The sequence below is a fragment of the Stenotrophomonas sp. STEN056 genome, assembly GCF_056759635.1.
Map to the genome: position 1 here is coordinate 39,141 of NZ_JBRRDL010000008.1, position 26,673 is coordinate 65,813.

The window sequence follows — 26,673 nt, forward strand, 5'->3', positions numbered from 1 at the left end:
TAGGATTGGGCAGCTGCCGATGGGCAGAAGACGGTTATCGGCAAGTATCGCGGTTGTTTGAGGAGAAACTGTGCGGAACATGGCGTTGTCTGCCCCTTCAATGAAAAGCTGGGGCGTTGGTGCGGGGAGGTGCCGGTGATCAGCGCGGGCCCGTTTCCCTTGATGGCACTGGTGGCGCTGCTCGCGCTGGGCTTGGGCTGGGCTTTTGCGCGTGCGCTTGCACCTGCCGCCGAGGGCCTGCGCAGCCGGGCCGGCGCGGTGGTGTTGGATGCCTTTCTGCTGGGGCTGCTGGGCGCGCGCCTGGTGCATGTCGCCCTTCATGCGCGGGACTACCTGGCGCAGCCCCTTTCAATCATCCGCCTGGGCGATGGCGGTTATTCGATTTGGGCCGGCGTGCTGGTGGCCGCTGGTTACGCGCTCTGGAAAACCCGCCGGCACGCGCCGCGCAAGCCGGTGTTGCTGGGCCTGGCGGCCGGTGCCGCGCTCTGGGCCATCGGCGGCATGGCGTTGTTTGCGGTGCAGCGCTCGTCCATTCCACTCCCCGATGCGGTGTTGACCGACCTGCAGGGCCGGCCCGCAGCACTGAGCGGCTTTGCCGGCAAGCCGGTGGTGATCAACCTGTGGGCCACCTGGTGCGGCCCGTGCCGGCGCGAGATGCCGGTGTTGGCCGCCGCGCAGCAGGCCCATCCAACAGTGCAGTTCGTGTTCGCCAATCAGGGTGAAACCGGCGAAGAGGTCGCGGCCTATCTGGCGTCCGAGCAGATGCAGCTGGACAACGTGTTGCTGGATGACAGTTCCGAAGTGATGCAACAAACCGGCGCGCGAGCGCTGCCCACCACGTTGTTCTTCGGCGCCGATGGACGCCTGCACAACGTACACATGGGCGAACTTTCACGCGCAACGCTGGAAACGCGGTTGCGTGATCTGCAGTGAACTCCGTTTTATTGAAGAGGCAAGTGATGATTCGATCCCGTTCGATGTTGCTCCTGCTGGCTACGGCCGCACTCGTACCCACCGCCTGTGCCCGCGAGGGCGAGCCGGCCAAGCCGGCCGCCGCAGCTGCGGCTCCAGGCGCTGCGGCCAAGCCGGCTGATGCCAATGAACCGGCCGTGGTGAAGACCCTGCGTTCGCAGGGCGTGGAATTCATGGGCACCTTTGAAACGCCGGTCGGCCTGACCGGCTATGCCGGCGTGGCCGGGCAGCGCCCGCTGGGGGTGTATGTCTCCAAGGATGGCGAGTACGCCGTCGTCGGTACGCTGGTCAATGCCAAGGGCGAAGACGTCAGCGCGGGCAAGCTCAAGGAACTGGTATCCGGCCCGATGGGCGCGCAGGCCTGGAGCAAGGTTGAAACCAGCCATTGGGTAGTTGATGGCAAGGCGGATGCGCCGCGCATCGTCTACGCCTTCAGTGACCCCAATTGCCCGTACTGCAACCACTTCTGGGAAGCGGCACGGCCGTGGGTGGAATCGGGCAAGGTGCAGATCCGGCAGATCCTGGTGGGTGTGATCCGCGAGGACAGCGCCAACAAGGCTGCCGCCATTCTTGGTGCCGCCGCACCGGAGCAGGCGCTGCAGGAGAACGAGCGCAACTTCGCCAAGGGCGGCATCAAGCCGTTGGCCACGGTGCCGGCCGATGTCCAGGCCAAGCTGCGTACCAATGAAATGCTGATGCTGGAACTGGGCTTCCAGGGCACTCCGGGTATCCTGTTCAAGGACGCCGATGGCTCGGTGCAGATGCGTTCGGGCATGCCGCAGGGCAACGACCTGGAAAACGTGCTGGGCCCGCGCTGAATCACCCCGGCGACCGTTGGCCGGGCATGAACGCCCGGCCGGCGGTGCGCGTGGATGTAATAGTCTCCGTCACGCATGGCTGACTAAGCTGGCCGCGAATCACGGAGCCAGCACATGAGCCACGACCACAACCACCTGCCCAGCGAAATCCGCCACGAGAAGCCCCTGTGGTGGGCATTGGGATTGACCAGCACTTACCTGGTGGTGGAAGTGATCGGTGCGTTCTGGACCAACAGCCTGGCGCTGCTGTCCGATGCGGCGCACATGGCCACCGATGCATTGGGCCTGATGATCGCGCTGACCGCCGTGCGCCTGAGCCGGCGGCCACCGGATGCACGTCGCACCTACGGTTACGCACGCCTGGAAGCCCTGGGCGCGGTAACCAACGGCCTGCTGCTGTTCGGCGTGGGCATCTACATCCTGTGGGAAGCGGCCGAGCGTTTCCGGCAGCCGCAGGACATTGCTTCGACCGGCATGATGTGGGTGGCCGCCTTCGGCCTGGTGGTCAACCTGATCGCGATGCGCCTGCTCAGTGCCGGCAGCGGCGAGAGCTTGAACGTCAAGGGCGCTTACCTGGAAGTGTGGAGCGACATGCTCGGCTCGGTGGCGGTGATTGCCGGCGGCGTGATCATCCATTTCACCGGCTGGACCCTGGTTGACCCGATTCTTGCGGTATTGATCGGCCTGTGGGTACTGCCGCGCACCTGGGTATTGCTGCGCGACGCGATCAATGTGTTGCTGGAGGGCGTGCCCAAGGGCGTGGTGCTGGCCGATATCGAGCAGGCATTGCGCGGACACCCCGGCGTTGCCGGCATCCACGACCTGCACGTCTGGGCCTTGGCCTCCAGCACCCCGGCATTGACTGTTCACGTAGTGATGCAGGACGGCCAGGCACCGGACGTGTTGCGTCGCCAACTGGCCGACGTGCTGCATGAGCGTTTTGAGATCGACCACGTCACGTTGCAGGTGGAAACCGACCATTGCGGCGATGATTGCGCCGAAGTGAAGACGAATGCTGGTGACGATCACGATCACGAAGGGCATTCGCACGGTCCGGACCGACAGGGGCATCACGGGCATGTGCATCGTTGAACAGCGCGCTTCGCGCACGTTCCCTCTCCCCAACCCCCGCTCCGCGCCCCGGCCCTTGCTCACGCAAGGGCGCTCAACGGGCTGCGAACCAGTGGTTCGCTAGCAGCCCGATTCGCCCCACCAGGGGAGAGGGGCTTTAAAAGCTGCAGTTTCATGCATCGCTTCACCTCGCCGAAATCTGAGCCCCTCTCCCCTTGCGGGAGAGGGGTTGGGGAGAGGGGGGAGAGCGCACAAGACGCCCAGCCGCATCACCAACAAAAAAACGGAGCCTCACGGCTCCGCTTTTCGTTCAATCAATCACCAGAATCTCAAGCCACCGGCTCGCGCAGCACCGGCATGTCCCAACCCTGGCGCGGGGCAAACCGATCGCCATGACGTGCCTGCAACGTCTTCAGTTTCTCGACCAATCCGTCGGCGCCGGTAGCGCGAATATGCTGGATCGGGCCGCCACGGAACGGCGCAAACCCGGTGCCGAAGATCACGCCGGCATCCAGCAGGTCGGCATCAGACACCACGCCATCGTGCAGGCAAGCGACCGCCTCGTTGAGCAGCGGCAGGATCAAGCGATCCTCCAGGTCCGACGGTGCCTGGTAGTCCTTGGCAACCTCCGGCTTCACCGCGCGGCCGTTCTCCCACTTGTAGATGCCCTGGCCGTCCTTCTTGCCGCGCTTGCCCGGCTCGACGCTGGCCAGCGCTGCGGGAATCTGCAGGCCCAGGAACGGCGCCAGCTCCTTGCCCACGCCAGCGGCCACATCCAGACCCACGGTGTCGAGCAGTTCGATCGGGCCCATCGGCATGCCGAACTTCACTGCGGCCTTGTCGATCACCGGGCCGGGGATGCCCTCGGCATACGCGGTGGCCGCTTCCAGCATGTACGGGAACAGCACGCGGTTGACCAGGAAGCCCGGCGTGCCGGCCACCGGCACTGGGAACTTGCCCAGCGCCTTGCAGAACGCGGCCAGCCGCTTCTCGGTCTCCGGCGCCATGCCGTCGTGGTGGATGATCTCCACCAGCGGCATCTGCGCCACCGGGTTGAAGTAGTGCAGGCCGGCGAACTGCGCCGGGCGCTGGATGTGGTCACGCAGCTCGACCAGCGGGATCGACGAGGTGTTGGTGGTCAGCAGCGCATCGGCCTTCATCTTCGGCTCCAGCGTCTGGTACAGCGCACGCTTGGCTTCCGGGTTCTCGATGATGGCCTCGATCACCAGGTCGGCCTGGGCCACGCCGTCGCCGGCCAGGTCGGCCTTCAGGCGCGCGGCCACGTCCGGGCGCTTGGCCGGGTCTTTCACCTTCTTCTCGAACAGCGCCTGGGCGCGGCTCATGGCCGGGTCGATGAAGCGCTGCTCGCGGTCCTGCAGGGTCACGTTGAAGCCCTTGTAGGCCGCCCATGCAGCGATATCGCCGCCCATCACGCCGGCACCGACCACGTGCACATGCTGGATGCCCGAATCCTTCCCGCCCAGGCCCTTGAGCCGCTCGGTCAGGAAGAAGATGCGGATCAGGTTGCGCGCGGTCGGGCTGCTGGCCAGCTTGACCACGGCGCGGCGCTCGGCGTCCAGGCGCTTCTGGATCGGGCTGCCGCCGGTGCGCTCCCAGGTGTTGATCAGCGCATACGGCGCCGGGTACTGGTCTTTCTTGGCCTTGCGCGCGACCTGCTTGGCCATCTGCGGGGCCAGGATCTTGCGGGCCAGGAAGGTATTGCTGGCCCAGGCGGTCGCGCGTTGCTTGAACGGCCGGGTCGTGCCCGATTGCGCCAGTGACACCGCCGCATCCACCAGCACCGCCGGCGCGGCGACCTTGTCGACCAGGCCGATGCCGCGTGCGGCCGAGGCCGACAGGGTGCGGCCGGTCAGCATCATGTCCATCGCCGCCGGGGCACCCACCAGCTGCGGCAAACGGGCGCTGCCGCCCCAGCCCGGGAAGATGCCCAGTTGGGTTTCCGGCAGGCCGATGCGGGTGGAGGCATCGTTGGAGGCCACACGGTAGCGGCAGGCCAGCGCCAGCTCGGTGCCGCCGCCCAGGCAGTGGCCGTGGATGGCGGCAACCGTCGGGCAGGGCAGCTCGGCGAGCTTCTGGTAGACGGTCTGGCCGCGGCGGATGGCGTCGTTGACGGTGCCGCGGCGGTCGAATTCCTGGAATTCCTTCAGGTCCGCGCCGGCAATGAAGCCGGCCGCCTTGGTCGAGCGCACCACCACGCCCTTGGGCGGGTCGATGGCCAGGCGCTCGACGATGTCACCCAGTTCCAGCAGCACGTCCTGCGACATCGCATTGACGGGGCTGTCCTTGCGGTCGAGGCTGAGCACGGCAATGCCGTCTTCGCGCAGTTCGGTGTGCCAATGATTGAAGCGGAGCCCATCGAAGCCTGAAAGCATGGGACGTTCCATCCGGTTGTGTATGGAGAAGATCGCTATGATCCAGAGGTTGTTTCCCCGGCGTCAAATCCCAATGCTCTGGGATGTGATGTGCGAGCGCCGGCCACTGCTTCCTGACAGCCTAGCCCAACGGGAGTTAAAAGCCGGTGCGTCCCCTTCCGGCGAGGGGGCTGAACTTTTTCCGCGAGCAGCGGTCTCATTGCCCGACGTCGGTTGGGCTGACAGGAGTGCGGCCCGTTATGGCCGAGGTTGAAACACCGCAGGAGCTGGACCTGGAACTGGTCCGGCGTGTGCAGCGCGGCGAAAGCGCGGCCTTCGATGTCCTGGTGCGCAAGTACCAGCATCGTGTGGTCGCGTTGATCGGGCGCTACATCGCCGACTGGAGTGAATGTCAGGACGTGGCCCAGGACACTTTCATCCGCGCTTACCGCGCGATTGGGAATTTCCGTGGCGACGCCCAGTTCTATACCTGGTTGCATCGGATCGCAGTGAATACGGCAAAAAACTATCTGGCTGCACACAACCGGCGCCCGCCCACCGACGATGTCGACATCGGTGATGCCGAGCAGTTCGACAGCGGCACCCGGCTGCGTGACACCGATACCCCCGAGCGCGAACTGATGCGCCAGGAACTGGAACAAACCGTGATGAAGGCGGTCGATGCGCTCCCCGAAGAACTGCGCTCGGCCATCACGTTGCGAGAGGTGGAAGGCATGAGTTACGAGGAAATCGCACAAAAAATGGGTTGCCCGATCGGCACGGTTCGTTCGCGGATATTCCGCGCCCGCGAGGCCATCGACGTCCAGCTGCGGCCTTTGCTGGACACCGCCAGTGCAACCCGTGAACGGAGCCGCGTATGAACACCACAGGCCGTACCCCGGAGATCATGAACAACACCGCCGACAAGTTTGAACTCCACTACCGGCAGCAGCTGTCGGCGCTGGTGGATGGCGAGCTGGGCGCCGATGAAGCGCGTTTCATGCTGCGTCGTATCGAACACGATGCGGATCTGTCGGCCTGCCAGGAGCGTTGGCAGTTGCTGGGCGATACGCTGCGTGGCCAGGCCTGCGCGCCGGCGCCGCTGGATTTCAGCGCAAAGGTGCGCGCGGCCATTGCGGCCGACGTAAAGCAGAACGGCCCGGTGCAGATGCTGCCGCAGCGCCCGGCACGTCGTGGCTGGATGCGCTGGAGTGGCGGTGCGGCATTGGCGGCCTCCGTTGCAGCGGTGGCGTTGTTCATGGCCCGCGAACAGTTGCCGGGTGAAGCCGTGCCGGATCCGGTGATTGCCACCACCGCACAGGTGTCTAGCGCGCCGGTGCAGCCGGCACCGGACGCGGGCAAGGTGGTCAGCGACGCCGGTGTCCTGGTGGCTGCGGCGCCGGCCGTGGCGGTCGCCGTTGCCCGTCGCCAGGATGCAGCGCAGCGCCGGGGCAGTGCTACCCGCACCCAGCAGGCCGCGCGTGCTTCGTCGGTTGCCCGTGCTGCCGAACCGCAACGCGCGCTGGCCGCCGCGCCGGTGCTGCCGGCGCCGGCTGCGCAAGGTCTGCAGCGTGATCCATTCGTGGCGGCAGGCACGCTGCAGGCCCGGCCGTGGCCGCGGTCGACGCTGTCACCGGCGCTTTCACAGGGCGGCGCGTTGAATGCCAATTTCCCGGCGGGGGAGCAGGGCGGGGCGACGTTCTACCCGTTCGAGCCGCGCCTGCCGGCCCAGGAAGCGGACGCCGCTGCATTGCCCCGGCTGGTGCCGCGTCATTGAATCCCCGGTGCCGGTTGGGCGCATGTGCACCGGCACCTCCCCTTGATCCTGTCAGCATGCCGTTGCCCGGTGTGGCTGGGCAGGCTTTGTTTTCCCTTTTTGATGAACCGGAGGCTCGTTGCCGATGACGCACCGTATTCAATCCCAGATTCTTGGCCTGCTGGCGATGACCCTGCCGCTGGCCGCATGCGCACAGACCACTGCGCCGACAGCGCCCACCGAGCAGGTTGCCGCCGCGCGCGCGTCCGCGCCAGCACCGCAGTTGGTCAGCGGCCTGCCGGACTTCACCCAACTGGTGGACCAGGTTGGCCCGGGTGTGGTGAAGGTTGAAACCATCATTGGGGCGCGCCGTGATCCGCGCATGGCCAGCAACCCGGACCTGGACCAGATGCCGGAGTTCTTCCGCCGTTTCTTCGGCCCGGATTTCCCGGGGCCGGGGGCGGGGCCGCGTGGGCAGGACAACGGGCCGCGTGGGCGCGGCATGGGCTCGGGCTTCATCATCTCCAATGACGGCTATGTGCTGACCAATCATCACGTCGTCGATGGTGCCGAGTCGGTCAAGGTCAAGCTCAGCGACCGCCGCGAGTTCACCGCCAAGGTGGTCGGTAGCGATGCGCAATACGATGTGGCGCTGCTGAAGATCGACGGCAAGAACCTGCCGACGGTGCGTGTGGGTGATTCCAACACGCTCAAGCCGGGCCAGTGGGTGCTGGCCATTGGTTCGCCGTTCGGCCTGGACCACTCGGTCACCGCCGGCATCGTCAGTGCGCTGGGGCGCAATACCGGCGGGCAGGAGCAGCGCTACGTGCCGTTCATCCAGACCGACGTGGCGATCAACCAGGGCAATTCGGGCGGTCCGTTGCTGAATACGCGCGGTGAAGTGGTCGGCATCAACTCGCAGATCTTCTCCGCTTCGGGTGGCTACATGGGCATCAGCTTCGCGATTCCGATCGACCTGGCGATGAATGCCGTCGATCAGATCAAGAAGACCGGCAAAGTCAGCCGCGGCCAGCTGGGCGTGATGGTCGGCCCGGTGAGCAGTGATGCGGCCGAGGGTCTGAGGCTGCCTGACAGCCGCGGCGCGCTGGTCAACCAGATGGTGCCTGACAGCTCCGCGGCCAAGGCCGGTATCGAAGTGGGCGACGTGATCCGCTCGGTCAATGGCGTCGAAATCAGCGATGCCAGCGAGCTGCCGCCGATGATTGGTGCGATGGCACCGGGCAGTCGCGTGCGCATGGGCATTCTGCGTGACGGCAAGGCGCGTGAGATCACAGTGACCCTGAGCGAGTTGGCCGAAGATGCCGCGCGCCCGGGTAACAGCGGTGCCGGCGTGGAGGAGGGCAAGCCGCAGGCCGGCGCCAATGCCCTGCTGGGCCTGGACGTTTCCGACCTGACCGCCGCCGAGCGCCGTCAGCTGGGCCTGGAGTCCGGCGAGGGCGTGCGCATCACCGGGGTGAAGAGCCAGGCGGCACGGGAGGCGCGGTTGGCGCCGGGCATGGTGGTCCTGCAGGTCGGCCGCGCGTCGGTTGGCAGCGTCGCGGCGCTGAACCGCGAGCTGGCCGGCTACAAGAAGGGTGATGTGGTGATGCTGCTGGTCCGGGCCGGTGCCAACAGCAGCTTTGTGGCGATCCGGGCCGGCGAATAACCCCGCCAGGCCTTGCCACTCCAAGCGGGAGCCGCCTTCGGGCGGCTCCTTTTCGTTCAGGCTCGGTCGGTCCCCTGTGCGGGGGCGGGGCCGGGCATGCGATAATTCCCCGTTATCCTGACGACGCCGCGCGCCGCCGCTACCTATGTCCCACGATTCAATGCGGATGATCCGCAACTTCTCCATCATCGCCCACGTCGACCACGGCAAGTCCACGCTTGCTGACCGCATCATCCAGTTGTGCGGCGGTCTGAGCGCGCGCGAGATGGAAGCGCAGGTACTCGACAACAACCCCATCGAGCGCGAGCGCGGCATCACCATCAAGTCGCAGTCGGTGTCGGTGCCGTATACGGCCCGCAACGGCCAGACCTACTTCCTGAACTTCATCGACACCCCCGGGCACGTCGACTTCTCCTATGAAGTCAGCCGTTCGCTGGCGGCCTGCGAAGGTGCGCTGCTGGTGGTCGATGCGGCCCAGGGCGTGGAGGCACAGTCGGTGGCCAACTGCTACACGGCCATCGAGCAGGGCCTGGAAGTGGTGCCGGTGCTGAACAAGATCGACCTGCCGACCGCGGACGTTGACCGTGCCAAGGCTGAGATCGAGGCGGTGATCGGCATTGATGCGTCCGACGCGGTTGCCGTCAGCGCCAAGACCGGCTTGAACATGGAGGAAGTGCTGGAGGCCATCGTGCACCGCATTCCGCCGCCGGCCGACCGTGGCAGCAACAAGCTGCAGGCACTGATCATCGACTCCTGGTTCGACAACTACCTGGGCGTGGTCTCGCTGGTGCGCGTGATGCAGGGTGAGATCAAGGCCGGCGACAAGATCCAGGTCATGTCCACCGGCCGCTGGCACCTGGTCGACAAGGTGGGTGTGTTCACCCCCAAGCGCAAGGAAATGCCTGCGCTGCGTGCCGGCGAAGTGGGCTGGATCAACGCCAGCATCAAGGACGTTCACGGTGCGCCGGTCGGCGACACCCTGACCCTGCTGGCCGACCCGGCGCCGGAGCCGCTGCCGGGCTTCCAGGAAATGCAGCCGCGCGTGTTCGCCGGCCTGTTCCCGGTCGATGCCGAGGACTACCCGGACCTGCGCGAAGCGCTGGACAAGCTGCGCCTGAATGACGCCGCGCTGCGCTTCGAGCCGGAAAGCTCCGAGGCAATGGGCTTTGGCTTCCGCTGCGGCTTCCTCGGCATGCTGCACATGGAAATCGTGCAGGAACGCCTGGAGCGCGAGTACAACCTTGACCTGATCAGCACCGCACCGACGGTGATCTACGAGGTGCTCAAGAGCGACGGCACCATCGTGATGATGGACAACCCGGCCAAGCTGCCGCCGATCAACACCATCGAAGAGATCCGCGAGCCGATCATCCGCGCCAACATCCTCACCCCCGAGGAATACATCGGCAGCATCATCAAGCTGTGCGAAGAGAAGCGCGGCAGCCAGATCGGCATCAACTACATGGGCAGCCAAGTGCAGATCAGCTACGAGCTGCCGATGGCCGAAGTGGTGCTGGATTTCTTCGACAAGCTCAAGTCGGTCAGCCGTGGCTATGCCTCGCTGGAATACCACTTCGTGCGCTTCGATGCGGGCCCGTTCGTGCGTCTGGACGTGCTGATCAATGGCGACAAGGTCGATGCACTGTCGCTGATTGCACACCGCAGCCATGCCGATCGCCGTGGTCGCGAGCTGTGCGAAAAGATGAAGGATCTGATTCCCCGGCAGATGTTCGACGTGGCCATCCAGGCCGCGATCGGCGCGCAGATCATCGCCCGTACCACGGTCAAGGCCATGCGCAAGAACGTGTTGGCCAAGTGCTATGGTGGCGACATTTCGCGCAAGAAGAAGCTGTTGGAAAAGCAGAAGGAAGGCAAGAAGCGCATGAAGCAGGTAGGCCGCGTGGAGATCCCGCAGGAAGCCTTCCTGGCCGTGTTGCAGATGGATAAGTAACCGTGATCCGGGAGTTGGGATTCGGGATTGGGAAGGGCAATCTGCGCTCTTGCCGGTGCCAATCTCCAATCACGCATCCCGAATCCCATTCCGAAGGAATAACGAATGAAGTGGTTTGAAATTGCGCTGGTGGTGCTGACGCTGGGGTCGGGCCTGGTGTTGCTGCTGGACAAGTTGTTCCTGGCAAAGCGCCGCGCCGCCAAGGCCAGCCTGTTGGACAGCGAAGAGCCGGTGGTCGTGGATTACTCCCGTGCCTTCTTCCCGGTGCTGGCGGTGGTCCTGATCCTGCGCAGCTTCATTGCCGAGCCGTACAAGATTCCGTCCAGCTCGATGATGCCCAACCTGCTGATCGGCGATTTCATCCTGGTCAACAAGTTCTCTTACGGCTTCCGCTTGCCGATCACCAATACCAAGGTGATTCCGGTGTCCGAGCCGGCGCGTGGCGACGTGGTGGTGTTCCAGTTCCCGGGCCATCCGGGGCAGGTGGACGACCCGCAGATTGGCGAGAACTTCATCAAGCGCGTGATCGGCCTGCCGGGCGACCGCATCAGCTTCCATGGTGACGGGGTGTCGATCAACGGTGAGCCGGTGTCCTATGAGGTGAAGGGGGAATACCTGTTCAAGGGCAAGCCGACCGGCCAGACCCTGCTGACCGAGAACCTGCCGGGCCGGACCCACACCGTGCTGGAACAGCTGGGCATGGCTGATCCGCGGGGCCAGGGTGACTGGGAAGTGCCGCAGGGCCACTACTTGGTCATGGGCGACAACCGCGACAACAGCGACGACGGCCGTTTCTGGGGCGTGCTTCCCGAGCAGAACCTGCGTGGCAAGGCATTCCTGATCTGGCTGAACTGCAGTGGCTGGTTCTGCGCGAACAGCTTCGAGCCTTCCCGCATCGGTAACCGCATTCAGTAACCGGCATGCAACAGCCTGCCCAGTGCCCGCGCACCAGCACAGGGGAGCGGTTGTCGCCGCTCCTGCCGGTGCAATGCGACGCACGGGGCCTCATCGCCCCTGATTCGGAAAGCCATCGGTTGACCGGACGGCTGCCGGGGCGTACCCATACGCTGCTGGAAACGCGGTGCGCGGTCGGCCCCGCAGGGCAGGGGGATTGGGCTGGGCCGCTGGGCCGGTGCTGCGTGATGGGCGACAATCGCGACAATAGTGGCGGCCACCGCGTCTGTTTGCCGGACAGTGTCCTGTCCCATGACAACCTCAAGGGCAGGGCTGCGGCGACAATGCCGGGCCGGCCCTGTTTGGGGAACGCATTCAATGATCAAAAACGTGTATCTGGGGAGATCGCAATGAAGTACAAGCAAAACGGCATGACCCTTACCTCGTTCCTGGCCGTGCTGGCCGTGGTGGGGTTTGCGCTTTACATCGGCATGAAGCTGTTCCCGATGTACCAGGAGTTCTATGCGGTCAAGACCTCGCTGAAGGCGCTGGCCAAGGAGTCCGGTGCTGACATGGATCCGAACAAGGCGCAGCAGTTGTTCTTCAAGCGCATGGACATGAATTATTCCGACAGTGTCAAACGCGACAACATCAAGTTCGACCGTATCGATGGCGGCTGGCGCATGAACGTCAATTACGAAGTGCGCCGTCCGCTGATCGGCAACCTGGACATCGTCGGCCGTTTCGAAAGCTCACAGGATTTGACCTCGCGCAGTGTTGAATAAGACGTTCCAACGGGGTGACCTGATCGGCCACCCATTCAAGAATCAGGATCTGCTCAAGCAGGCCCTGACTCATCGCAGTGCCGGCGCGCCGCACAACGAGCGCCTGGAATTCCTCGGCGACAGCATCGTCAACATGCTGATCGCCGAGGCGCTGTTCAGCCACTGGCCCAAGGCCGACGAAGGCGCCTTGACCCGTGCCCGCGCCATGCTGGTCTGCGAAGGTGCACTGGCGGTCATCGCACGCTCCCTGAAACTGGGCGAGCGCCTGACCCTGGGGCCGGGCGAAATGAAATCGGGCGGTCATCGCCGCGATTCGATCCTGGCCGACACCGTGGAAGCCGTGGTTGCCGCCATCTACCTAGACGCCGGCTTTGAAGCCTGCCGCGTGGTGGTGCTGCCCTGGTTCGAGGAATCATTGGCCGCCGTGCCGGTGGGCAAGCCTGAAAAAGACCCCAAGACACGCCTGCAGGAGTGGTTACAGGCCCGGCAGAAGGGGCTGCCGGTGTACGAGCTGGTATCGGAAACCGGCGATGACCACGCCAAGCACTTCCAGGTGCGTTGTCGCGTGGCAGACCCTGCCGTGGCTACCGAGGGCGAAGGCACTTCGCGCCGGCTGGCTGAACAACAGGCGGCTGCGGCCGCAATAGCGCAATTGGAATCCAAGTGAACGACACCTCCCCCCATCGCAGTGGCAGCGTCGCGGTCATCGGCCGCCCGAATGTCGGCAAATCGACCCTGACCAATGCGCTGGTTGGCGCCAAGGTCAGCATTGTCTCCAACCGTCCGCAGACCACGCGCCATCGTCTGCTGGGCATCGCCACCTATCCGGAAGGCCAGCTGATGCTGGTCGATACCCCCGGCTTGCATCGGCAGCAGAAGCGGGCCATGAACCGGGTGATGAACCGCGCCGCGCGCGGCTCGCTGGAAGGCGTGGATGCCGGCCTGCTGGTGATCGAAGCTGGTCGCTGGGACGAAGAAGACACCCTGGCATTCAACGTATTGAGCGATGCCGGCATCCCGGTGGTGCTGGTGGTCAACAAGGTTGACCGGCTCAAGGACAAGGGCGCATTGCTGCCATTCCTGCAGGAGATCACCGTCGGCCGCGAGTTTGCGGCCGTGCATCCGATTTCCGCACTCAAGCGCAACGGTCTTGAATCGCTGGTGCGCGACCTGATCAAGCTGGTACCCGAAGCGCCGCCGATGTTTGGCGAAGATGAAATCACCGACCGCAGCCAGCGTTTCCTCGCCGGTGAACTGGTGCGTGAGCAGTTGATGCGCCAGTTGGGCGAAGAGCTGCCTTACGCCACCACGGTGGAGATTGAACGCTTTGCCGAAGACGGCAACCTGCTGCGCATCGGTGCGGTGATCTGGGTCGAACGCGAAGGCCAGAAGGCCATTGTCATCGGCAAGGGTGGCGTGCGCTTGAAGGACATCGGCGCCAAGGCTCGCATGCAGATGGAGCGCCTGTTTGGTGCAAAGGTCTTCCTGGAAACCTGGGTGCGCGTACGCGAAGGCTGGTCGGATGACGAAGCCGCGCTGAAGGCCTTCGGCTACGGCGAGTAAGGGCAGCAGGCGGGGAGTGAAGACCGGGGCTGGGTGAAAGCCCGAGCTCCTCGCCGCCGCACACAGGGCCGGGCTTGCGAGCGCCAATCCTGATCTCCCAATTCCGACGCCCCAATCCCAGCGCCAGCCAATGCGTATCGCCGATCAGCCCGCCTATGTACTGCACGCGCGTCCGTGGCGTGAGACCAGCCTGCTGGTCGAGGTGCTGACGCTGGAACATGGCCGCCAGGGGCTGCTGGCGCGCGGTGTGCAAGGTGCGAAGAAACAGGCGTTGCGTGCGGCGTTGCAGCCGCTGCAGTCGATCCGCTTTGACGCGGTGATGGGCGGCGAACTCGCACAGCTGCGCCGCGCCGAGAGCCAGGACGTGGCACCGCGCCTGCACGGCAACAGCATGCTGGCCGGCTTCTATGTGAATGAACTGGTGATGCGGCTGGCGCCACGCAACGATCCGTCACCGGAGTTGTTTGTGGCCTACGGCGCATTGCGCAGCCGCCTGGAGCAGGTTGATGGCCTGGCGTGGTCGCTGCGCTGTTTCGAACGCGATCTGCTCGACGCCCTCGGTTTTGGCTTTGACTGGACCAGCGCGGCCGATGGTGAAGCCATCGATCCGGCCGCGCGCTACCTACTGGACCCGTTGCAGGGGCCGCTGCGCCAGCTCAGCGAACGCAGCAGTGCAGAACGTCGTGGACTGGCCACCGGCAGCGCGCTGCTGGCACTGGCCGACGACAACGCCCCCGCTGCTGCCGATATCGCCAGCCTGCGTCTGCAGATGCGCAACGTATTGCTGCACCACCTGGGCGGGCGGGGGCTGAAATCATGGGAACTGCTGGGCGACCTCAGCCGCTCGCGTGACTGAGCCGGCGTTCAGGCCAGCAATGCGCTGACGGCGCTGTCGAACTGCTGGTGTGCTGCGGAAGAGCTTGGGCTGTTGTGCAGCTGGCGCACCGCGCGTGCCAGTTTCAAGGCGCCAACAAAGCCGCAGCTGGCCTGCAGCCGATGCAGGTGGCTGCGTACTTCGGCCTCGTCGCTGCGGCCAAACGCACGGCCAACCGCATCGCGCGCGGACGGTAATTCGGCCAGGAAGAGCTCACGCAGGGCGCGCAGGTGTGCCTGCTCTCCGTTCAATGCGGCCAGTGCCACAGCCTCATCCCAGTCCGGGATTTCCGCAGCATCGCGGTTGTCGCTGCCCGCAGCCGATTTGGCCAGCGTGCGCCTGATCGCCTTGAGCAGGGTGTCGCGGCTCATCGGCTTGACCAGCGTTTCGCTGAAACCGGCCTGCTGCAGCGCCTGCTGGATTTCGGTGCTGGCGTCGGCGGTGTGGGCAAGCGCGGACACGCGCGGATACTTGGCCCGCAGCCGTTGCAGCAGCGAGGGGCCATCGCCGTCAGGCAGGTTTACGTCGATCAGCCACAGGTCGTAATGCGAGGACTCAGCGCGTTGCAGTGCGCTGGCGAACGAGTCGGCGATATCCACTGTTGCGGGTAGTGATTCCAGGGCGAACTGAAAGAAGCCCTGGCTGGTCATGTCGTCCTCGACCAGCAACAGGTGCGGGACGGATCCTTGCGTCTGCGTATTCATCTGCTGCCTCCATGCCAGCGCGTTTTCTGCATATTAGCGGCGGAAACCGCATCTGCAAGCGGCGGAAGAGGTTCACTCACGCATCTGCGACAATACGGGCCCTTTTTGCCCGCAGCCTGTTGCCACGTGGCCCGATCCCGATCCCCCCGCATAGACAAGACCCCGTTCCAGACCGACATCCTCGACCTGAGCCACGATGGCCGGGGCGTTGCGCGCCGCGAAGGCGAGGGCGGCAAAGTCACCTTCATCAGTGGTGCGCTGCCGCAGGAAACGGTGATGGCCGAGCAGACCGGCAAAAGCCGTCACTTTGACGAGGCCCGTACGGTCGAAGTGCTGAAGGCCTCGCCGCATCGTGTGGAAGCGCGGTGTCCGCATTTCGGTGTGTGCGCCGGTTGCGTGCTGCAGCACCTGGAGGAGTCGCAGCAGATCGTGGCCAAGCAGCGTGTGCTGATGGACAACCTGGAGCGTATCGGCCATGTGAAGCCGGGCACCGTGCTGGCGCCGCTGTCAGGCGACAGCTGGGGTTACCGTCGCAAGGGGCGTTTTTCGGTGCGCCGTGTCGAGAAGAAGGACAAGACGCTGGTGGGGTTCCGCGAGCTGGATCCGCGCTTTGTCGCCGATCTGTCGCAGTGCCTGACCGTGATCCCGGAAATCGGCACCAAGGTATCGGCGCTGTCCACGTTCATCGAATCGCTGGACGGCAAGCGTGACATCCCGCAGATCGAGTTCATCGGTGGCGATGCCGCCATCGCGCTGACGGTGCGCCACCTGCAGCCCTTGTCCGATGCCGACACCCAGGCCTGGAAGGCCTTTGGCGAAGAACATGGTTTCGCCATCTACCTGCAGTCCGGTGGCCTTGAGACGGTGCAGCCCTTGTGGCCGGCCGAAGGTGTGGCGCTGTCGTTCGCGCTGCCGCAGTGGAATGTGGAACTGGCGTTCCGCCCGCTGGATTTCATCCAGGTCAACGCCAAGCTCAACGAGCAGATGATCGCGCACGCATTGACCCTGCTGGATGCACAGCCGGACGAGCGCGTGCTCGACCTGTTCTGCGGCCTGGGCAATTTCACCCTGCCGCTGGCGCGCACCGTGCGTGAAGTGGTGGGCGTGGAAGGCGAGGCCGGATTGGTCGCGCGAGCCAGGGAAAACGCCGAGCGCAACGGCCTGGACAATGCACAGTTCTTTGCTGCCGATCTCACCCAGGACCAGCGCCACACGCCGTGGATGAAGCAGGGCTTCGACAAGCTGCTGCTGGACCCGCCGCGTTCGGGTGCCATCGATGTGTTGCAGCAGCTGCCGCTGAAGCAGTTCAAGCGCATTGTCTACGTCAGCTGCCACCCGGGTTCACTGGCCCGCGATGCCGGTTACCTGGTCAACGAGCAGGGCTTCACCCTGGTGTCGGCCGGTGCGATGGACATGTTCCCGCACACCGCGCATGTGGAGAGCATCGCGGTGTTTGAGAAGCGGTGATTGGGGATTGCTGAAAAGCCGGGATTGGGGATTCGGGATTCGCAAAGGCGGGTCATGCGCGCTTGTCGAATTCCGGTTTCCAAGCCCAACCCCAAGCTCGCGTGACGCCGCTTCAACCAATCCCCTCATCCCCAATCCCGGCCCTAAACCCATGCCTCTGGAAATCGAACGCAAATTCCTTGTCACCAGCGACGCCTGGCGCGCTGCGGCGCATGCCGTCATCCCGATGGCGCAGGGCTACATCAACGACATGGCAGCGATGGACAAGGGCACGCAGAAGGCTTCGGTGCGGGTGCGCATCCAGGGCGGCGATGCGTACTTGAACATCAAGTCGCGCGAACTCGGCCACACCCGCCAGGAGTTCGATTACCCGGTGCCGGTGAACGAGGCGCGCGAACTGTTGGCGCTGTGTGTGGGTGGCCTGATCGACAAGCGTCGGCACATGGTCAGCCACGGTGGTCTGCTGTGGGAAGTGGATGAATTCCTCGGCGACAACGCCGGGCTGGTGGTCGCCGAAGTGGAGCTGGAAAGTGCTGACCAGCCGTTCGACAAGCCCGACTGGGCCGGTGCCGAAGTCACCGACGAACTGCGCTACTACAACCTGGCACTGGCCTCGCGTCCGTACCGCACGTGGAGTGATGAAGAACGCAGCCAGGGCAACGCTTGAGTTGAATGCTGCGCAGGTTGGAATCCGCATCTCAGCCTACGGCGCCGCGATGTTGCTTTTGCCCCCTCCCTTGCGCCGCAGGCGGAGGGGAGGGCTGGGGAGGGGTTGAGCTTCTGCCTGTCTGCGGCAACACCGACAAACACCTCGTCGTGCAACGGAGGGTTCCATGTATCGGCACTGGCTCTCCGTTACCCTGCGACTCCCTGCACGACAAAGGAATCGCCCCATGCGCATTGATATCTGGTCCGACGTGGTCTGCCCCTGGTGCTGGATCGGCAAACACCGTTTCCAGCGTGCGCTGGCGTTGATGGGTGACAAGGCGCCCGACCTGGACGTGCATTGGCATCCGTTCCTGCTGGCACCCGACGCCGATGCCAACCCGGTGCCGCTGCGTGAGGCCTACGCGGCCAAGTTCGGCGGTATCGAGCGCACCAACCAGATGCTGGCGCAGACCCAATCCACCGCCCAGGCTGAGGGCCTGCCGATGGACTTCGACCGCGGCCAAGTGAAGGTAACCACGCTGCCGGCGCATCGGCTGCTATGGCTGGCCGGCACGCTCGGCGTGCAGGAGGCGGTGGGCGAGGCCTTGTTCCGCGCGCACTTCGCGCATGGCCAGAATCTGGCTGACCCGCAGGTGCTGGTCGAAGCGGCCGCAGCAGGCGGCATCCCGGCCGAGCGCGTCACCGCCATGCTCGGCTCCGACGAGGGGCTGGCTGAAGTTCGTGCCGGCCTGGGCCAGGCGCAGGCGCTGGGTATCCAGTCGGTGCCGACCTTCGTCATCAACGGCAAGTACGCGATCCAGGGCGCGCAGCCGCCGGAAGTGATCGCCCAGGTGCTGGAAAAGGTCGCTGCCGAACTGGCCCCCGCTGCACCGGCAAACGATGAACAGGGCTGCGGCCCGGATGGCTGCAGCGTCTGACGACAAAGGCGCCATCTGCGACAATGCCGGGCTATGCCGCAGCCTGCGGTGACCTGGAGTTCTTGCATGCTTTTGATCGGCGTCGCCGGCACCGGACTGACGGCCCAGGAGCGGGATTGGCTGCAGCACGACGCAGTGGCCGGGGTGGTGCTGTTCAAACGTAATTTTGCCTCCCGTGAGCAGGTGGTCGAGTTGACCTCGGCCATCCGCGCGGCCACCGCGCGGCCGCTGTTGCTGGCGGTGGACCAGGAAGGCGGGCGCGTGCAGCGCTTCCGTGAGGGCTATACCGAACTGCCGCCGCTGGATGGCCTCGGCAAGCTTTACGGCACCGACCCGGCCGCCGCACTGGCGCTGGCCGAGCAGCACGCCTGGCTGATGGCCAGCGAAATCCGCGCCAGTGGCCTGGACCTGAGCTTTGCGCCGGTGGTCGATGTCGGCCACGGCAACCTGGCCATTGGCAACCGTGCCTTTGGCGAAGACCCGCAGGCCGTGGCCGCGCTCACTGCCGCCTATGTGCGCGGCATGCACTCGGTGGGCATGGCTGCCACGCTCAAACATTTCCCGGGGCACGGTACGGTGCGTGAAGACACGCATGTGGACACCGCAATTGACCCGCGCCCGCTGCAGGAAATGGAAACCCTTGATCTGGTACCGTTCCGTGCAGGCATCGCCGCCGGCGCTGATGCAGTGATGATGGCGCACGTCATCTACCCGCAGGTCGCGCCGGAACCGGCCGGTTACTCGCCGCGCTGGATCAACCAGATCCTGCGTCAGGACATGGGGTTCCGTGGCGTGGTGTTCTCCGACGACATCGGCATGGCGGCCTCGTTCGCTGCCGGTGGCGTCAAGGCCCGGGTCGATGCCCACCTGGATGCCGGCTGCGACGTGGTGCTGGTCTGCCACCCGGAACTGGTCGAAGAATCGCTGCAGGCCGTTGCCGGCCGCAGTCTCAATACCGCTGCGCTGCTGGGGCTGATCTCCCGCGGTGCGATGGGCTGGGGTGGCCTGCTGGCCGACAGCCGTCATGGCGATACCCGCAACCATTTGCTTGAAAACCTTGGAAGAACCGTCTGATGCCCAACCTCACTATCGAACAGGCCCTGGCCCAGGCCGACCTGCTGGTCGACCGTCCCACCATCGACAAGGCCATTGCCGACATCGCCGACGCGATTGCGCGCGACTACAAGGGTGAAGTCCCGGTCTATCTGTCGATCATGCACGGCGCGCTGCCGTTCGCCGGCCAACTGGCGCTGGAGCTGGGCGCGCGCGGCCAGGACCTGCAGTTCGACTACCTGCATGCCACCCGTTACCACGGCGAAACTGGCGGTGAGCTGGTGTGGAAGCACCGCCCGGCCACCGCGCTGTTCGGCCGCCGCGTGCTGCTGGTCGATGACATCCTTGACGAAGGCTTCACCCTGCAGGGCGTGCGCCAGTGGTGCATGGAGCAGGGCGCCACTGACGTGCGCATCGCTGCGATGACGGTCAAGAAGCACGACCGCGCGCTGCCGGACGTCAAGGCCGACTACGTTGGTGTCGAGCTGCCGGATCGCTTTGTGTTCGGCTTCGGCATGGACGTCAACGAGTCGCTGCGCACCCTGCCGGCCATCTACGCGATGAAGGAATAAGCCACGCTGCACCGGAGCGCCCTGCGCGCTCCGGGCTGCCGCTGGCAACGATGTGCCCCGGGCGTGCCGTCTGGCCGCCGGGGACCGTGCAACACCGCATCAGGAATCAGACATGCAACCTATCGCTCTGGCCGTGATCGGCGGCACCGGGGTCTACAAGCTGGCCGCGCTGGACGACGTCCAGACCCATGAGGTGGAAACCGTTTATGGCGCCCCGTCCGGGCCTGTTCGCGTCGGCCTGTTGAATGGCCAGCGCGTGGCCTTCCTGGCCCGCCATGGCGAGGGCCATTCGATCCCGCCGCACAAGATCAATTACCGCGCCAACCTGGCCGCGCTCAAGCAGCTGGGCGCCACCCGCGTGCTGGCGCTGAACACGGTGGGCGGCATCACCGACAACTTCGGCCCGCGCGTATTGGCCTGCCCGGATCAGTTGATCGACTACACCTGGGGGCGCATCTCCACGCTCAGTGAAGAGGCCGGCAGCGAGGTGCTGCATGTCGATTTTGGCCATCCCTACACGCCGTCTTTCCGCGACCAGGTGTTGGCCGCGGCCAAGGCCAAGGGGGTGGAGGTGCAGGACGGTGGCTGTTACGGCGCCACCCAGGGGCCGCGCCTGGAAACCAATGCCGAAATCGCGCGGATGCGCCGCGATGGCTGTGATCTGGTTGGCATGACCGGCATGCCGGAAGCGGGCCTGGCGCGCGAACTGGGGCTGGAATATGCCTGCCTGGCGATCATTGCCAACTGGGCGGCCGGCTGCGGCGATGCCGGGGAAATCACCATGGCCGAGGTGCTGGCAAATGTGGAGGCGGCGTCGGCGGGTTTGCCGACTTTGGTGGGTGAACTGGCGCGGGGGTGATTGTCATCCCGGCCCAAGCTTTGCATACTCCGTCGGTACGCCTCATTCAGCGTGCATCAATCCATTCATCGAACAAGGTCTCGCATCACCATGCCGAACGGTACCGTCAAGTGGTTCAACGACGCCAAGGGATTTGGCTTCATCTCACCGGAGGACGGCAGCGCCGATGTCTTCGCGCACTTCTCCGCGATCAATTCCAAGGGCTTCCGCAGCCTGCAGGAAGGCCAGCGCGTCAGCTATGACGTGACCCAGGGCCCGAAGGGTGCCCAGGCTTCGAATATCACGCCGGCCGAGTGATTCACCCGGTTGTGCGGAAAAACCCCGCTTCGGCGGGGTTTTTTTTGGGTTGGATGGCGTGAGTTGGAAGCTTCCCCTCAGCCCAACCCCTTTCCCGTACACGGGAGAGGGGTTGGGCTGAGGGGAAGCTCGCGCTGGTGGCTTAAAGCCCCTCTCCCGCGAGCGGGAGAGGGGTTGGGGTGAGGGGCTGTTGAAGTCCGAAGGAACGCAATGAACAAACCATTGGATATCGCCATCGTCGGTTACGGCACCGGCGGCCAGGCCCTGTCGGTGTTGCTGTCGCGCGATGGCCACCGGGTGCAGGTGTTCGAGCAGGCGGCAACCCCGGGCCCGGTGGGCGCCGGTTTCCTGCTGCAGCCCAGTGGCCTGCAGGCGCTGTGGCAGATGCAGTTGTTGCCGCAGGTGCTGGAACACGGTGCGGTGGTGCGCCGGCTGTACGGGGAAACCCCATGCGGGCGCGCGGTGATGGACATGCATTACGCCGGGCTGGATGCGCGCCTGTATGGCGTGGGCATGCAGCGTGGCGCGTTGTTCTCGTTGCTGGATACGGCTCGGCAGGGTGCGGGCACGCTGCATGTGGACAGCCGCATCAGCGCCATCGACGACAGCCTGCAGCGCGTCCAAGACAGCCACGGCCGCTGGCATGGGCCGTTCGACCTGGTAATCGCCACCGACGGTTCGGCCTCGGGCCTGCGCGCGCAGGTGCAGGGCACGCGGCTGGACCGGATCTACCCGTGGGGCGCGCTGTGGTGCCTGCTGCCACGCGGTGATTGGGCGTTCGGCGACGAGCTGCGCCAGCGCTATGTGGCCGCGCGCAAGATGATCGGCCTGCTGCCGGTGGGTACGCGGCCCGGCGACGACGAGCCGCGCCTGAGTTTTTTCTGGAGCCTGCCGCGCGATGGCTTCGCCGGTTGGGAGCAGAACGGCCTGGCCCCCTGGCTGGACGAGATCCAGACGCTGTGGCCAGAAGCGCGCCAGCGTCTGCAGGGCGTCACCGTGCAGACGCAGCTGGCGCGCGCCAGCTACCGCGACGCAGTGATGGACCGCTGGTATCGCGGCCGGCTGGTGCTGGCCGGTGACTCGGCGCACTCCATGAGCCCGCAGCTGGGGCAGGGGGTGAACATGGCGTTGATGGATGCGCTGGCGCTGCGTGATGCCTTGCGCGCCGAAGCGGGCATCGATGCGGCATTGGCGCGTTACCAGGCCCAGCGCAAGGCGCATGTAGGCATGTACCAGTTCTGGAGCCGCTGGCTGACGCCGGTGTTCCAGTCTGAGCGCGACTGGGTGGCCGGCGCCCGTGATCTGCTGTTCAAGCCGATGGGGCGCCTGCCTGGCGGGCGCGGGCACATGCTGCGGGTGCTCAGCGGCACCCAGCACGGGCTGTTCGGCAAGCTGGCGCTGGAGGACGCATTCATCACCGCGCTGCAGGAACTGCCGGCCAGGCACTGACACGCGCGCAACGCAGGCATGCGGCAGAATCAGGCGTGCCCACACAAGGAGCCGCCGCCATGACGCTGCAATTGCCCGCGTTTGAAACGCATGTCGTCGACAACCAGCCGCCGCCGTTTGGCGGCCGCAACCTGTGGCGCGATGAGCCTGCTCTGCAGGAGGCGATGATGCGCGAAGGCGGCAAGGCGTTCATGGCGGCGCTGTCGCATTACGGTGAACTTGCCGGCGGTGATCTGTACCGCGCCGGCTTCGAGGCCAACCGCCAGCGGCCGCAGTTGCGCACGCACGATGCGCAGGGCCACCGCATCGACACGGTGGATTTCCATCCGGCGTATCACCAGCTGATGTCCACGGCCAAGACACACGGCGTTGGCGGGCTGTCCTGGCATGCGCCGCAGGCCGGTGCGCATGTTGCGCGTGCGGCGCTGAGTTATCTGCATCATCAGGCCGAAGCCGGCACCAGTTGCCCGCTGACCATGACCCACGCGGCAGTGCCGGTGTTGCGGCAGGAACCGGCCTTGGCCGAATGGGCCAACAAGGCCGCCATGCCGTTCTACGATCCGCGCGACCTGCCCATCGCTGACAAGGCCGGCATCGCCCTGGGCATGGGCATGACCGAGAAGCAGGGCGGTTCGGATGTGCGTGGCAACACCACCACCGCGACACCGCTGGCCACGCCGGGCGAATACAGCCTGGTGGGGCACAAATGGTTTTTCTCCGCGCCCATGTCTGATGGCTGGCTGGTGCTGGCGCAGGCACCTGGCGGATTGACCTGCCTGCTGATGCCGCGCCGTCTGCCCTGCGGGCGACGCAATGCGTTTCATCTGATGCGGCTGAAGGACAAGCTGGGCGACTGGGCCAATGCCTCCAGCGAGGTGGAGTTCTGCGGCGCATGGGCGCGGCGCATTGGTGAGGAAGGCCGTGGTGTCGCCACCATCATCGAGATGGTGATGCTGACGCGGCTGGATTGCATGCTGGGCGCGGCAGCTGAAATGCGCATGGCCCTGGCGCAGGCACTGCATCACGCCCGGCACCGGCGCAGCTTCGGCAAGCGCCTGGTCGAACACACGCTGATGGCCAACGTGCTGGCGGACCTGTCACTGGAATCGGAAGCAGCCACGGTGTTGTCGATGCGGGTGGCGCGGGCGGTGGATGCTGCGCCAAAAGATCCGCGCGAGGCGGCGTTCGCGCGGGTCGCCACGGCCATCGGCAAGTTCTGGGTCTGCAAGCGCGCGCCGGCCTTCGTCAATGAGGCGCAGGAATGCCTGGGCGGCGCGGGTTATGTCGAGGAATCGATGCTGCCGCGGCTGTACCGGCAGGCGCCGCTCAATTCGATCTGGGAAGGCAGCGGCAACGTGCAGTGCCTGGATGTACTGCGCGCGCTGGCGCGCGAGCCGCAGGCACGCGCCGCGCTGCTGGACGAACTGCAGCAGGCCGGTGGTCGGCTGGAGGCCTATGACCGCGCGCTGGCGGCGGTGTCGCAGATGCTGTCAGACGCCGCCGTCGTGGAGGCCGACGCGCGCAGCCTGGTCGCACGGTTGGCCGTGGTGTTGCAGGCCGCCCTGCTGTTGCGCGCGGGCAGTCCGTTGGCGGGCTTGTTCGTGCAGTCGCGGCTGGCTGGGCTGGGCCATTGTTACGGTACCTTGGATGCCGCCACACCGTTTGCCGATGTTCTGGCGCGCGCGTTGCCGGTGGATTGATCAGCCGGCGCCGTCGAGACTCGCGTCGAACGCCAGCGCACGGTTACGGCCGCTGCGCTTGGCGCGGTACAGCGCGGCATCGGCCTTGCGTAGCAAGGTGATGCCCGCCACGCCATCAACCGGATAGGTGGCCACGCCCAGCGACACCGTGATCGGCGGCAGTGTCTTGCCGGAGAACGGCACGCTCATCTGCGACAGGGCAAGGCGCAGCTCCTCGGCATAACGCAGTGCCGAGGCGCGGTCGGATTCGGGCAGGATCACGGTGAACTCTTCGCCGCCATAACGGCAGGCAATGTCCTCGCCGCGCAAACGCGAGGACAGCATTTGCCCGACCGCGGCCAGCAGCGCATCACCACCGCCGTGGCCATGGGTGTCGTTGAACTGCTTGAAGTGGTCCACGTCCAGCATCAGCACCGACAGCGGGAACTCGCGGCGTCCACAGCGGGCCACCTCGCGCGCCAGCGATTCCTCCAGGTAGCGCCGGTTGTACAGGCCGGTGAGGGGATCGCGGATGGATTGCAGGCGCAGCGATTCGCGCAGGCGCAGGTTGCTCAGGGCCAGCGACAGCTGCTCGACGGCGGATTCGGCCACGGTCAGCCTGGGCAAGGGCCCGGGGCCGGCGCCGCACAGGAACAGAAAGCCCAGCTGCACGCCCTGCGCCGACATCGGGATGCAGGCCGTTGCCACACTGTTGCCGGGCTCGGGGCGCGCGATGTGCGGGCAACCGGCGTCACGGTGCAGGTCGTCGGTCAGGTGCGGTTGCCCGCGGCGGATGGCCCAGCAGTCACTCGGTGCCAGGAAGGCACTGGTTTCCACCTGCGGTGTGCCCCAGCTGACGATGTTCTCCACCCGGTCATTGGAGGCGCGCAGCAGGTAGACCGAACCGGCGATCTGGGGCAGCAACGCTTCCAGCGTGCGCGCAGTGATCTCCAGCGCTTCCTCCGGGTTGGCGCAGCTCTGCAGCAGCCCGGTGTAACGGCCCAGCGTCTGCAGGTCGGCACTGGAGCGCTCCAGGTGCTCAAGATTGATGGCCAGTTGCTGGCTGGCACTGGCGGCGCGTTTTTCCGCGCGCGAGCGCCGGCGCAGTTCGGACAACAGAATGCCGTACACCGAGGCCACCACCGCCAGGCCGAACGGAATGCCGGCAAAGGCCAGGCCCAGCAGCAGATCCGCGCTGCGGCGTGAACTGGCTGCGCGTTCGGCCAGCAGTACCTGCTCGGCCTGCACCATCAGCCGTACCTGCTCGCGGATGGCGCTGGTGGTGCGGAACGCACTCTGGTTGATGGCCGCGCGCGTGGCGTCCAGGCCTTGGCGGTCGTAGATGTCAATCACCTGCTGCATCTGCATCAGCCGCCGCCCGACCAGTTCTTCGAGCGTGTGTGCCCTTTGGATCTGCTCGGGGTTGTCGGTGACGGAGCGGGAGAGTGCAGCCAGCATCAGCGGCAAGCGCTCCACGCTCATCTGGTAATCGACCAGATATGCCTGGTTGTTGGTCAGCAGGTAACCGCGCTGGGCAGATTCGGCATCCAGCACCATCGCCTGGATTTCATCGATGTGGCCGATGACTTCATGGGTGCGTGCGACCAGGCGTGCGTCGGCGATGAACCAGCGGGCACCGACAAAAACGCCGACTCCAATGGCAATGAAGACAAGCGCGGAAAAGGCCAGTGCGAGCTTGTTACGTGTGCGCTGTTGCATCGCCACTTCGAGTGCGTGAGGGTGAAGCCGGTGCAGTCCCCGCGCCAGCAGTTTTGTGTAAGCGGATTGTTCTCCGGGATTCCCCGGTGTTGCTGGCATCGCGCCAGTGATGCAGCCACCGGGTGAGCGGTGGCTGCGCGGGGAAGTCTATCAACGCTTGGCTTGCTCTGCCTTGTCGCGTGCATCCTTGGCAACGTCGTGAGCATGGTCGGCCACTTTCTGTGCGGCATCGGCGGTGGCCGCACTGGCATCGGCGGCGGCCTGCTTTGCCGAAACAGAAGCATCTTTTGCCGCCTGGCTGGTGGCATCGGCCGCCTGGTCCAGTGCCTGCTGCGATTCGGCCGCTGCATTGCGCGTGGCTTCGGCTGCCTGGCTGGCGGCATCCCGGGTGGCATCGGCTGCCGAATGTGCAGCGTCCTTGGCCGCTTCCGCAGCAGCGGCGGCATCGCGCTTGGCTTGTTCGGCGTCGGGGTTGTTGCAGCCCGCAAGCGCCAGGACCAGGCTTCCTGCAAGCAGGGGAACGAACAGCTTCATTGCGTTTCTCCGGGTTGGGGCAACGCTGCAAG

The 26,673-nt window shown here is 65.5% G+C and carries 25 protein-coding genes; 21 read left to right on the top strand and 4 right to left on the bottom strand.

The window, feature by feature from the left end; genetic code table 11:
* The first annotated feature begins 135 nt into the window (after nt 1–135).
* The 3 genes from ACVOLO_RS06795 to ACVOLO_RS06805 all read left to right on the top strand — a co-directional run bounded on the left by ACVOLO_RS06795 (nt 136) and on the right by ACVOLO_RS06805 (nt 2,882).
* On the top strand, nt 136–933 hold the full coding sequence (locus ACVOLO_RS06795; RefSeq protein ID WP_481569490.1) for a TlpA family protein disulfide reductase: 798 nt from the start codon (nt 136–138) through the stop codon (nt 931–933).
* A gap of 26 nt (nt 934–959) precedes the next feature.
* On the top strand, nt 960–1,790 hold the full coding sequence (gene dsbG, locus ACVOLO_RS06800) for a thiol:disulfide interchange protein DsbG (RefSeq protein ID WP_481569491.1): 831 nt from the start codon (nt 960–962) through the stop codon (nt 1,788–1,790).
* 114 nt (nt 1,791–1,904) lie between these two features.
* Nucleotides 1,905–2,882, top strand: coding sequence for a cation diffusion facilitator family transporter (locus ACVOLO_RS06805; RefSeq protein ID WP_481569492.1), 978 nt, complete (start codon nt 1,905–1,907; stop codon nt 2,880–2,882).
* A gap of 308 nt (nt 2,883–3,190) precedes the next feature.
* Here the strand turns inward: ACVOLO_RS06805 and ACVOLO_RS06810 are convergent, their stop codons facing one another.
* Nucleotides 3,191–5,254, bottom strand: a complete 2,064-nt coding sequence (locus tag ACVOLO_RS06810; RefSeq protein ID WP_481569493.1) for a 3-hydroxyacyl-CoA dehydrogenase NAD-binding domain-containing protein — start codon at nt 5,252–5,254, stop codon at nt 3,191–3,193.
* Nucleotides 5,255–5,493: 239 nt separating this feature from the next.
* Here ACVOLO_RS06810 and rpoE point away from each other — a divergent pair, with 239 nt between their 5' ends.
* The 9 genes from rpoE to recO all read left to right on the top strand — a co-directional run bounded on the left by rpoE (nt 5,494) and on the right by recO (nt 14,704).
* Complete coding sequence (gene rpoE / locus ACVOLO_RS06815; RefSeq protein ID WP_481569494.1) at nt 5,494–6,114, top strand: RNA polymerase sigma factor RpoE; 621 nt, start codon at nt 5,494–5,496, stop codon at nt 6,112–6,114.
* On the top strand, nt 6,111–7,010 hold the full coding sequence (locus ACVOLO_RS06820; protein ID WP_481569495.1) for a sigma-E factor negative regulatory protein: 900 nt from the start codon (nt 6,111–6,113) through the stop codon (nt 7,008–7,010). The genes rpoE and ACVOLO_RS06820 overlap by 4 nt, the downstream gene beginning before the upstream one ends.
* Nucleotides 7,011–7,134: 124 nt before the next feature.
* Nucleotides 7,135–8,655, top strand: coding sequence for a DegQ family serine endoprotease (locus tag ACVOLO_RS06825; protein WP_481569496.1), 1,521 nt, complete (start codon nt 7,135–7,137; stop codon nt 8,653–8,655).
* A gap of 160 nt (nt 8,656–8,815) precedes the next feature.
* Nucleotides 8,816–10,606 carry a translation elongation factor 4 gene (gene lepA / locus ACVOLO_RS06830; RefSeq protein ID WP_481569554.1) on the top strand — a complete coding sequence of 597 codons (1,791 nt, stop codon included), beginning with the start codon at nt 8,816–8,818 and terminating at the stop codon, nt 10,604–10,606.
* 105 nt (nt 10,607–10,711) lie between these two features.
* Nucleotides 10,712–11,521, top strand: a complete 810-nt coding sequence (gene lepB / locus ACVOLO_RS06835) for a signal peptidase I (RefSeq protein ID WP_481569497.1) — start codon at nt 10,712–10,714, stop codon at nt 11,519–11,521.
* 389 nt (nt 11,522–11,910) lie between these two features.
* Nucleotides 11,911–12,285 (top strand): DUF4845 domain-containing protein, encoded by a 375-nt coding sequence (locus ACVOLO_RS06840; RefSeq protein ID WP_481569498.1) that lies wholly within the window; start codon nt 11,911–11,913, stop codon nt 12,283–12,285.
* Nucleotides 12,275–12,952, top strand: coding sequence for a ribonuclease III (rnc, locus tag ACVOLO_RS06845; RefSeq protein WP_481569499.1), 678 nt, complete (start codon nt 12,275–12,277; stop codon nt 12,950–12,952). The genes ACVOLO_RS06840 and rnc overlap by 11 nt, the downstream gene beginning before the upstream one ends.
* Complete coding sequence (era, locus tag ACVOLO_RS06850; RefSeq protein WP_481569500.1) at nt 12,949–13,848, top strand: GTPase Era; 900 nt, start codon at nt 12,949–12,951, stop codon at nt 13,846–13,848. Before rnc ends, era begins: the two co-directional genes overlap by 4 nt.
* Before the next feature lie 130 nt (nt 13,849–13,978).
* Complete coding sequence (recO, locus tag ACVOLO_RS06855) at nt 13,979–14,704, top strand: DNA repair protein RecO (protein WP_481569501.1); 726 nt, start codon at nt 13,979–13,981, stop codon at nt 14,702–14,704.
* An 8-nt stretch (nt 14,705–14,712) separates the two neighbouring features.
* Here the strand turns inward: recO and ACVOLO_RS06860 are convergent, their stop codons facing one another.
* A complete protein-coding gene (locus ACVOLO_RS06860) occupies nt 14,713–15,426 on the bottom strand; it encodes an Hpt domain-containing response regulator (RefSeq protein ID WP_481569502.1) in 714 nt (237 codons plus the stop codon).
* Nucleotides 15,427–15,552: 126 nt separating this feature from the next.
* On the opposite strand from ACVOLO_RS06860, the gene rlmD reads away from it, so the two are divergent.
* The 9 genes from rlmD (at nt 15,553) to ACVOLO_RS06905 (ending at nt 24,409) form a co-directional block, all read left to right on the top strand.
* Nucleotides 15,553–16,893, top strand: coding sequence for a 23S rRNA (uracil(1939)-C(5))-methyltransferase RlmD (rlmD, locus tag ACVOLO_RS06865; protein WP_481569503.1), 1,341 nt, complete (start codon nt 15,553–15,555; stop codon nt 16,891–16,893).
* Nucleotides 16,894–17,044: 151 nt separating this feature from the next.
* Nucleotides 17,045–17,560, top strand: coding sequence for a CYTH domain-containing protein (locus ACVOLO_RS06870; protein WP_481569504.1), 516 nt, complete (start codon nt 17,045–17,047; stop codon nt 17,558–17,560).
* A 226-nt stretch (nt 17,561–17,786) separates the two neighbouring features.
* The gene (locus ACVOLO_RS06875; protein ID WP_481569505.1) at nt 17,787–18,479 is read left to right on the top strand and encodes a DsbA family oxidoreductase; all 693 of its coding nucleotides are present in this window, start codon (nt 17,787–17,789) and stop codon (nt 18,477–18,479) included.
* 66 nt (nt 18,480–18,545) lie between these two features.
* A complete protein-coding gene (nagZ, locus tag ACVOLO_RS06880) occupies nt 18,546–19,553 on the top strand; it encodes a beta-N-acetylhexosaminidase (protein WP_481569506.1) in 1,008 nt (335 codons plus the stop codon).
* Entirely contained in the window at nt 19,553–20,104 is a 552-nt protein-coding gene (locus tag ACVOLO_RS06885) for a hypoxanthine-guanine phosphoribosyltransferase (protein WP_481569507.1), read from the top strand. The genes nagZ and ACVOLO_RS06885 overlap by 1 nt, the downstream gene beginning before the upstream one ends.
* A gap of 112 nt (nt 20,105–20,216) precedes the next feature.
* Nucleotides 20,217–20,963, top strand: a complete 747-nt coding sequence (locus tag ACVOLO_RS06890; RefSeq protein ID WP_481569508.1) for an S-methyl-5'-thioinosine phosphorylase — start codon at nt 20,217–20,219, stop codon at nt 20,961–20,963.
* Between the two features lie 90 nt (nt 20,964–21,053).
* Nucleotides 21,054–21,260 carry a transcription antiterminator/RNA stability regulator CspE gene (gene cspE / locus ACVOLO_RS06895; RefSeq protein ID WP_057506519.1) on the top strand — a complete coding sequence of 69 codons (207 nt, stop codon included), beginning with the start codon at nt 21,054–21,056 and terminating at the stop codon, nt 21,258–21,260.
* Between the two features lie 210 nt (nt 21,261–21,470).
* Entirely contained in the window at nt 21,471–22,709 is a 1,239-nt protein-coding gene (locus ACVOLO_RS06900) for an FAD-dependent oxidoreductase (protein WP_481569509.1), read from the top strand.
* Nucleotides 22,710–22,768: 59 nt separating this feature from the next.
* Entirely contained in the window at nt 22,769–24,409 is a 1,641-nt protein-coding gene (locus ACVOLO_RS06905; RefSeq protein WP_481569510.1) for an acyl-CoA dehydrogenase family protein, read from the top strand.
* Here ACVOLO_RS06905 and ACVOLO_RS06910 read toward each other — a convergent pair whose 3' ends face one another.
* Nucleotides 24,410–26,107 (bottom strand): diguanylate cyclase, encoded by a 1,698-nt coding sequence (locus tag ACVOLO_RS06910; protein ID WP_481569511.1) that lies wholly within the window; start codon nt 26,105–26,107, stop codon nt 24,410–24,412. It lies immediately after the preceding gene.
* A 150-nt stretch (nt 26,108–26,257) separates the two neighbouring features.
* Entirely contained in the window at nt 26,258–26,641 is a 384-nt protein-coding gene (locus ACVOLO_RS06915) for a hypothetical protein (RefSeq protein ID WP_481569512.1), read from the bottom strand.
* Nucleotides 26,642–26,673: the final 32 nt, after the last annotated feature.

Coding starts and splice junctions, on each gene's coding strand:
- nagZ (WP_481569506.1), top strand. CDS start 18,546: ATGCTTTTGATCGGCGTCGCCGGCACCGGACTGACGGCCCAGGAGCGG.
- lepB (WP_481569497.1), top strand. CDS start 10,712: ATGAAGTGGTTTGAAATTGCGCTGGTGGTGCTGACGCTGGGGTCGGGC.
- ACVOLO_RS06840 (WP_481569498.1), top strand. CDS start 11,911: ATGAAGTACAAGCAAAACGGCATGACCCTTACCTCGTTCCTGGCCGTG.
- ACVOLO_RS06915 (WP_481569512.1), bottom strand. CDS start 26,641: ATGAAGCTGTTCGTTCCCCTGCTTGCAGGAAGCCTGGTCCTGGCGCTT.
- ACVOLO_RS06860 (WP_481569502.1), bottom strand. CDS start 15,426: ATGAATACGCAGACGCAAGGATCCGTCCCGCACCTGTTGCTGGTCGAG.
- ACVOLO_RS06900 (WP_481569509.1), top strand. CDS start 21,471: ATGAACAAACCATTGGATATCGCCATCGTCGGTTACGGCACCGGCGGC.
- dsbG (WP_481569491.1), top strand. CDS start 960: ATGATTCGATCCCGTTCGATGTTGCTCCTGCTGGCTACGGCCGCACTC.
- ACVOLO_RS06890 (WP_481569508.1), top strand. CDS start 20,217: ATGCAACCTATCGCTCTGGCCGTGATCGGCGGCACCGGGGTCTACAAG.
- ACVOLO_RS06805 (WP_481569492.1), top strand. CDS start 1,905: ATGAGCCACGACCACAACCACCTGCCCAGCGAAATCCGCCACGAGAAG.
- rpoE (WP_481569494.1), top strand. CDS start 5,494: ATGGCCGAGGTTGAAACACCGCAGGAGCTGGACCTGGAACTGGTCCGG.
- ACVOLO_RS06875 (WP_481569505.1), top strand. CDS start 17,787: ATGCGCATTGATATCTGGTCCGACGTGGTCTGCCCCTGGTGCTGGATC.
- ACVOLO_RS06870 (WP_481569504.1), top strand. CDS start 17,045: ATGCCTCTGGAAATCGAACGCAAATTCCTTGTCACCAGCGACGCCTGG.
- recO (WP_481569501.1), top strand. CDS start 13,979: ATGCGTATCGCCGATCAGCCCGCCTATGTACTGCACGCGCGTCCGTGG.
- ACVOLO_RS06910 (WP_481569511.1), bottom strand. CDS start 26,107: ATGCAACAGCGCACACGTAACAAGCTCGCACTGGCCTTTTCCGCGCTT.
- ACVOLO_RS06885 (WP_481569507.1), top strand. CDS start 19,553: ATGCCCAACCTCACTATCGAACAGGCCCTGGCCCAGGCCGACCTGCTG.
- lepA (WP_481569554.1), top strand. CDS start 8,816: ATGCGGATGATCCGCAACTTCTCCATCATCGCCCACGTCGACCACGGC.
- ACVOLO_RS06825 (WP_481569496.1), top strand. CDS start 7,135: ATGACGCACCGTATTCAATCCCAGATTCTTGGCCTGCTGGCGATGACC.
- ACVOLO_RS06905 (WP_481569510.1), top strand. CDS start 22,769: ATGACGCTGCAATTGCCCGCGTTTGAAACGCATGTCGTCGACAACCAG.
- ACVOLO_RS06820 (WP_481569495.1), top strand. CDS start 6,111: ATGAACACCACAGGCCGTACCCCGGAGATCATGAACAACACCGCCGAC.
- ACVOLO_RS06810 (WP_481569493.1), bottom strand. CDS start 5,254: ATGCTTTCAGGCTTCGATGGGCTCCGCTTCAATCATTGGCACACCGAA.
- cspE (WP_057506519.1), top strand. CDS start 21,054: ATGCCGAACGGTACCGTCAAGTGGTTCAACGACGCCAAGGGATTTGGC.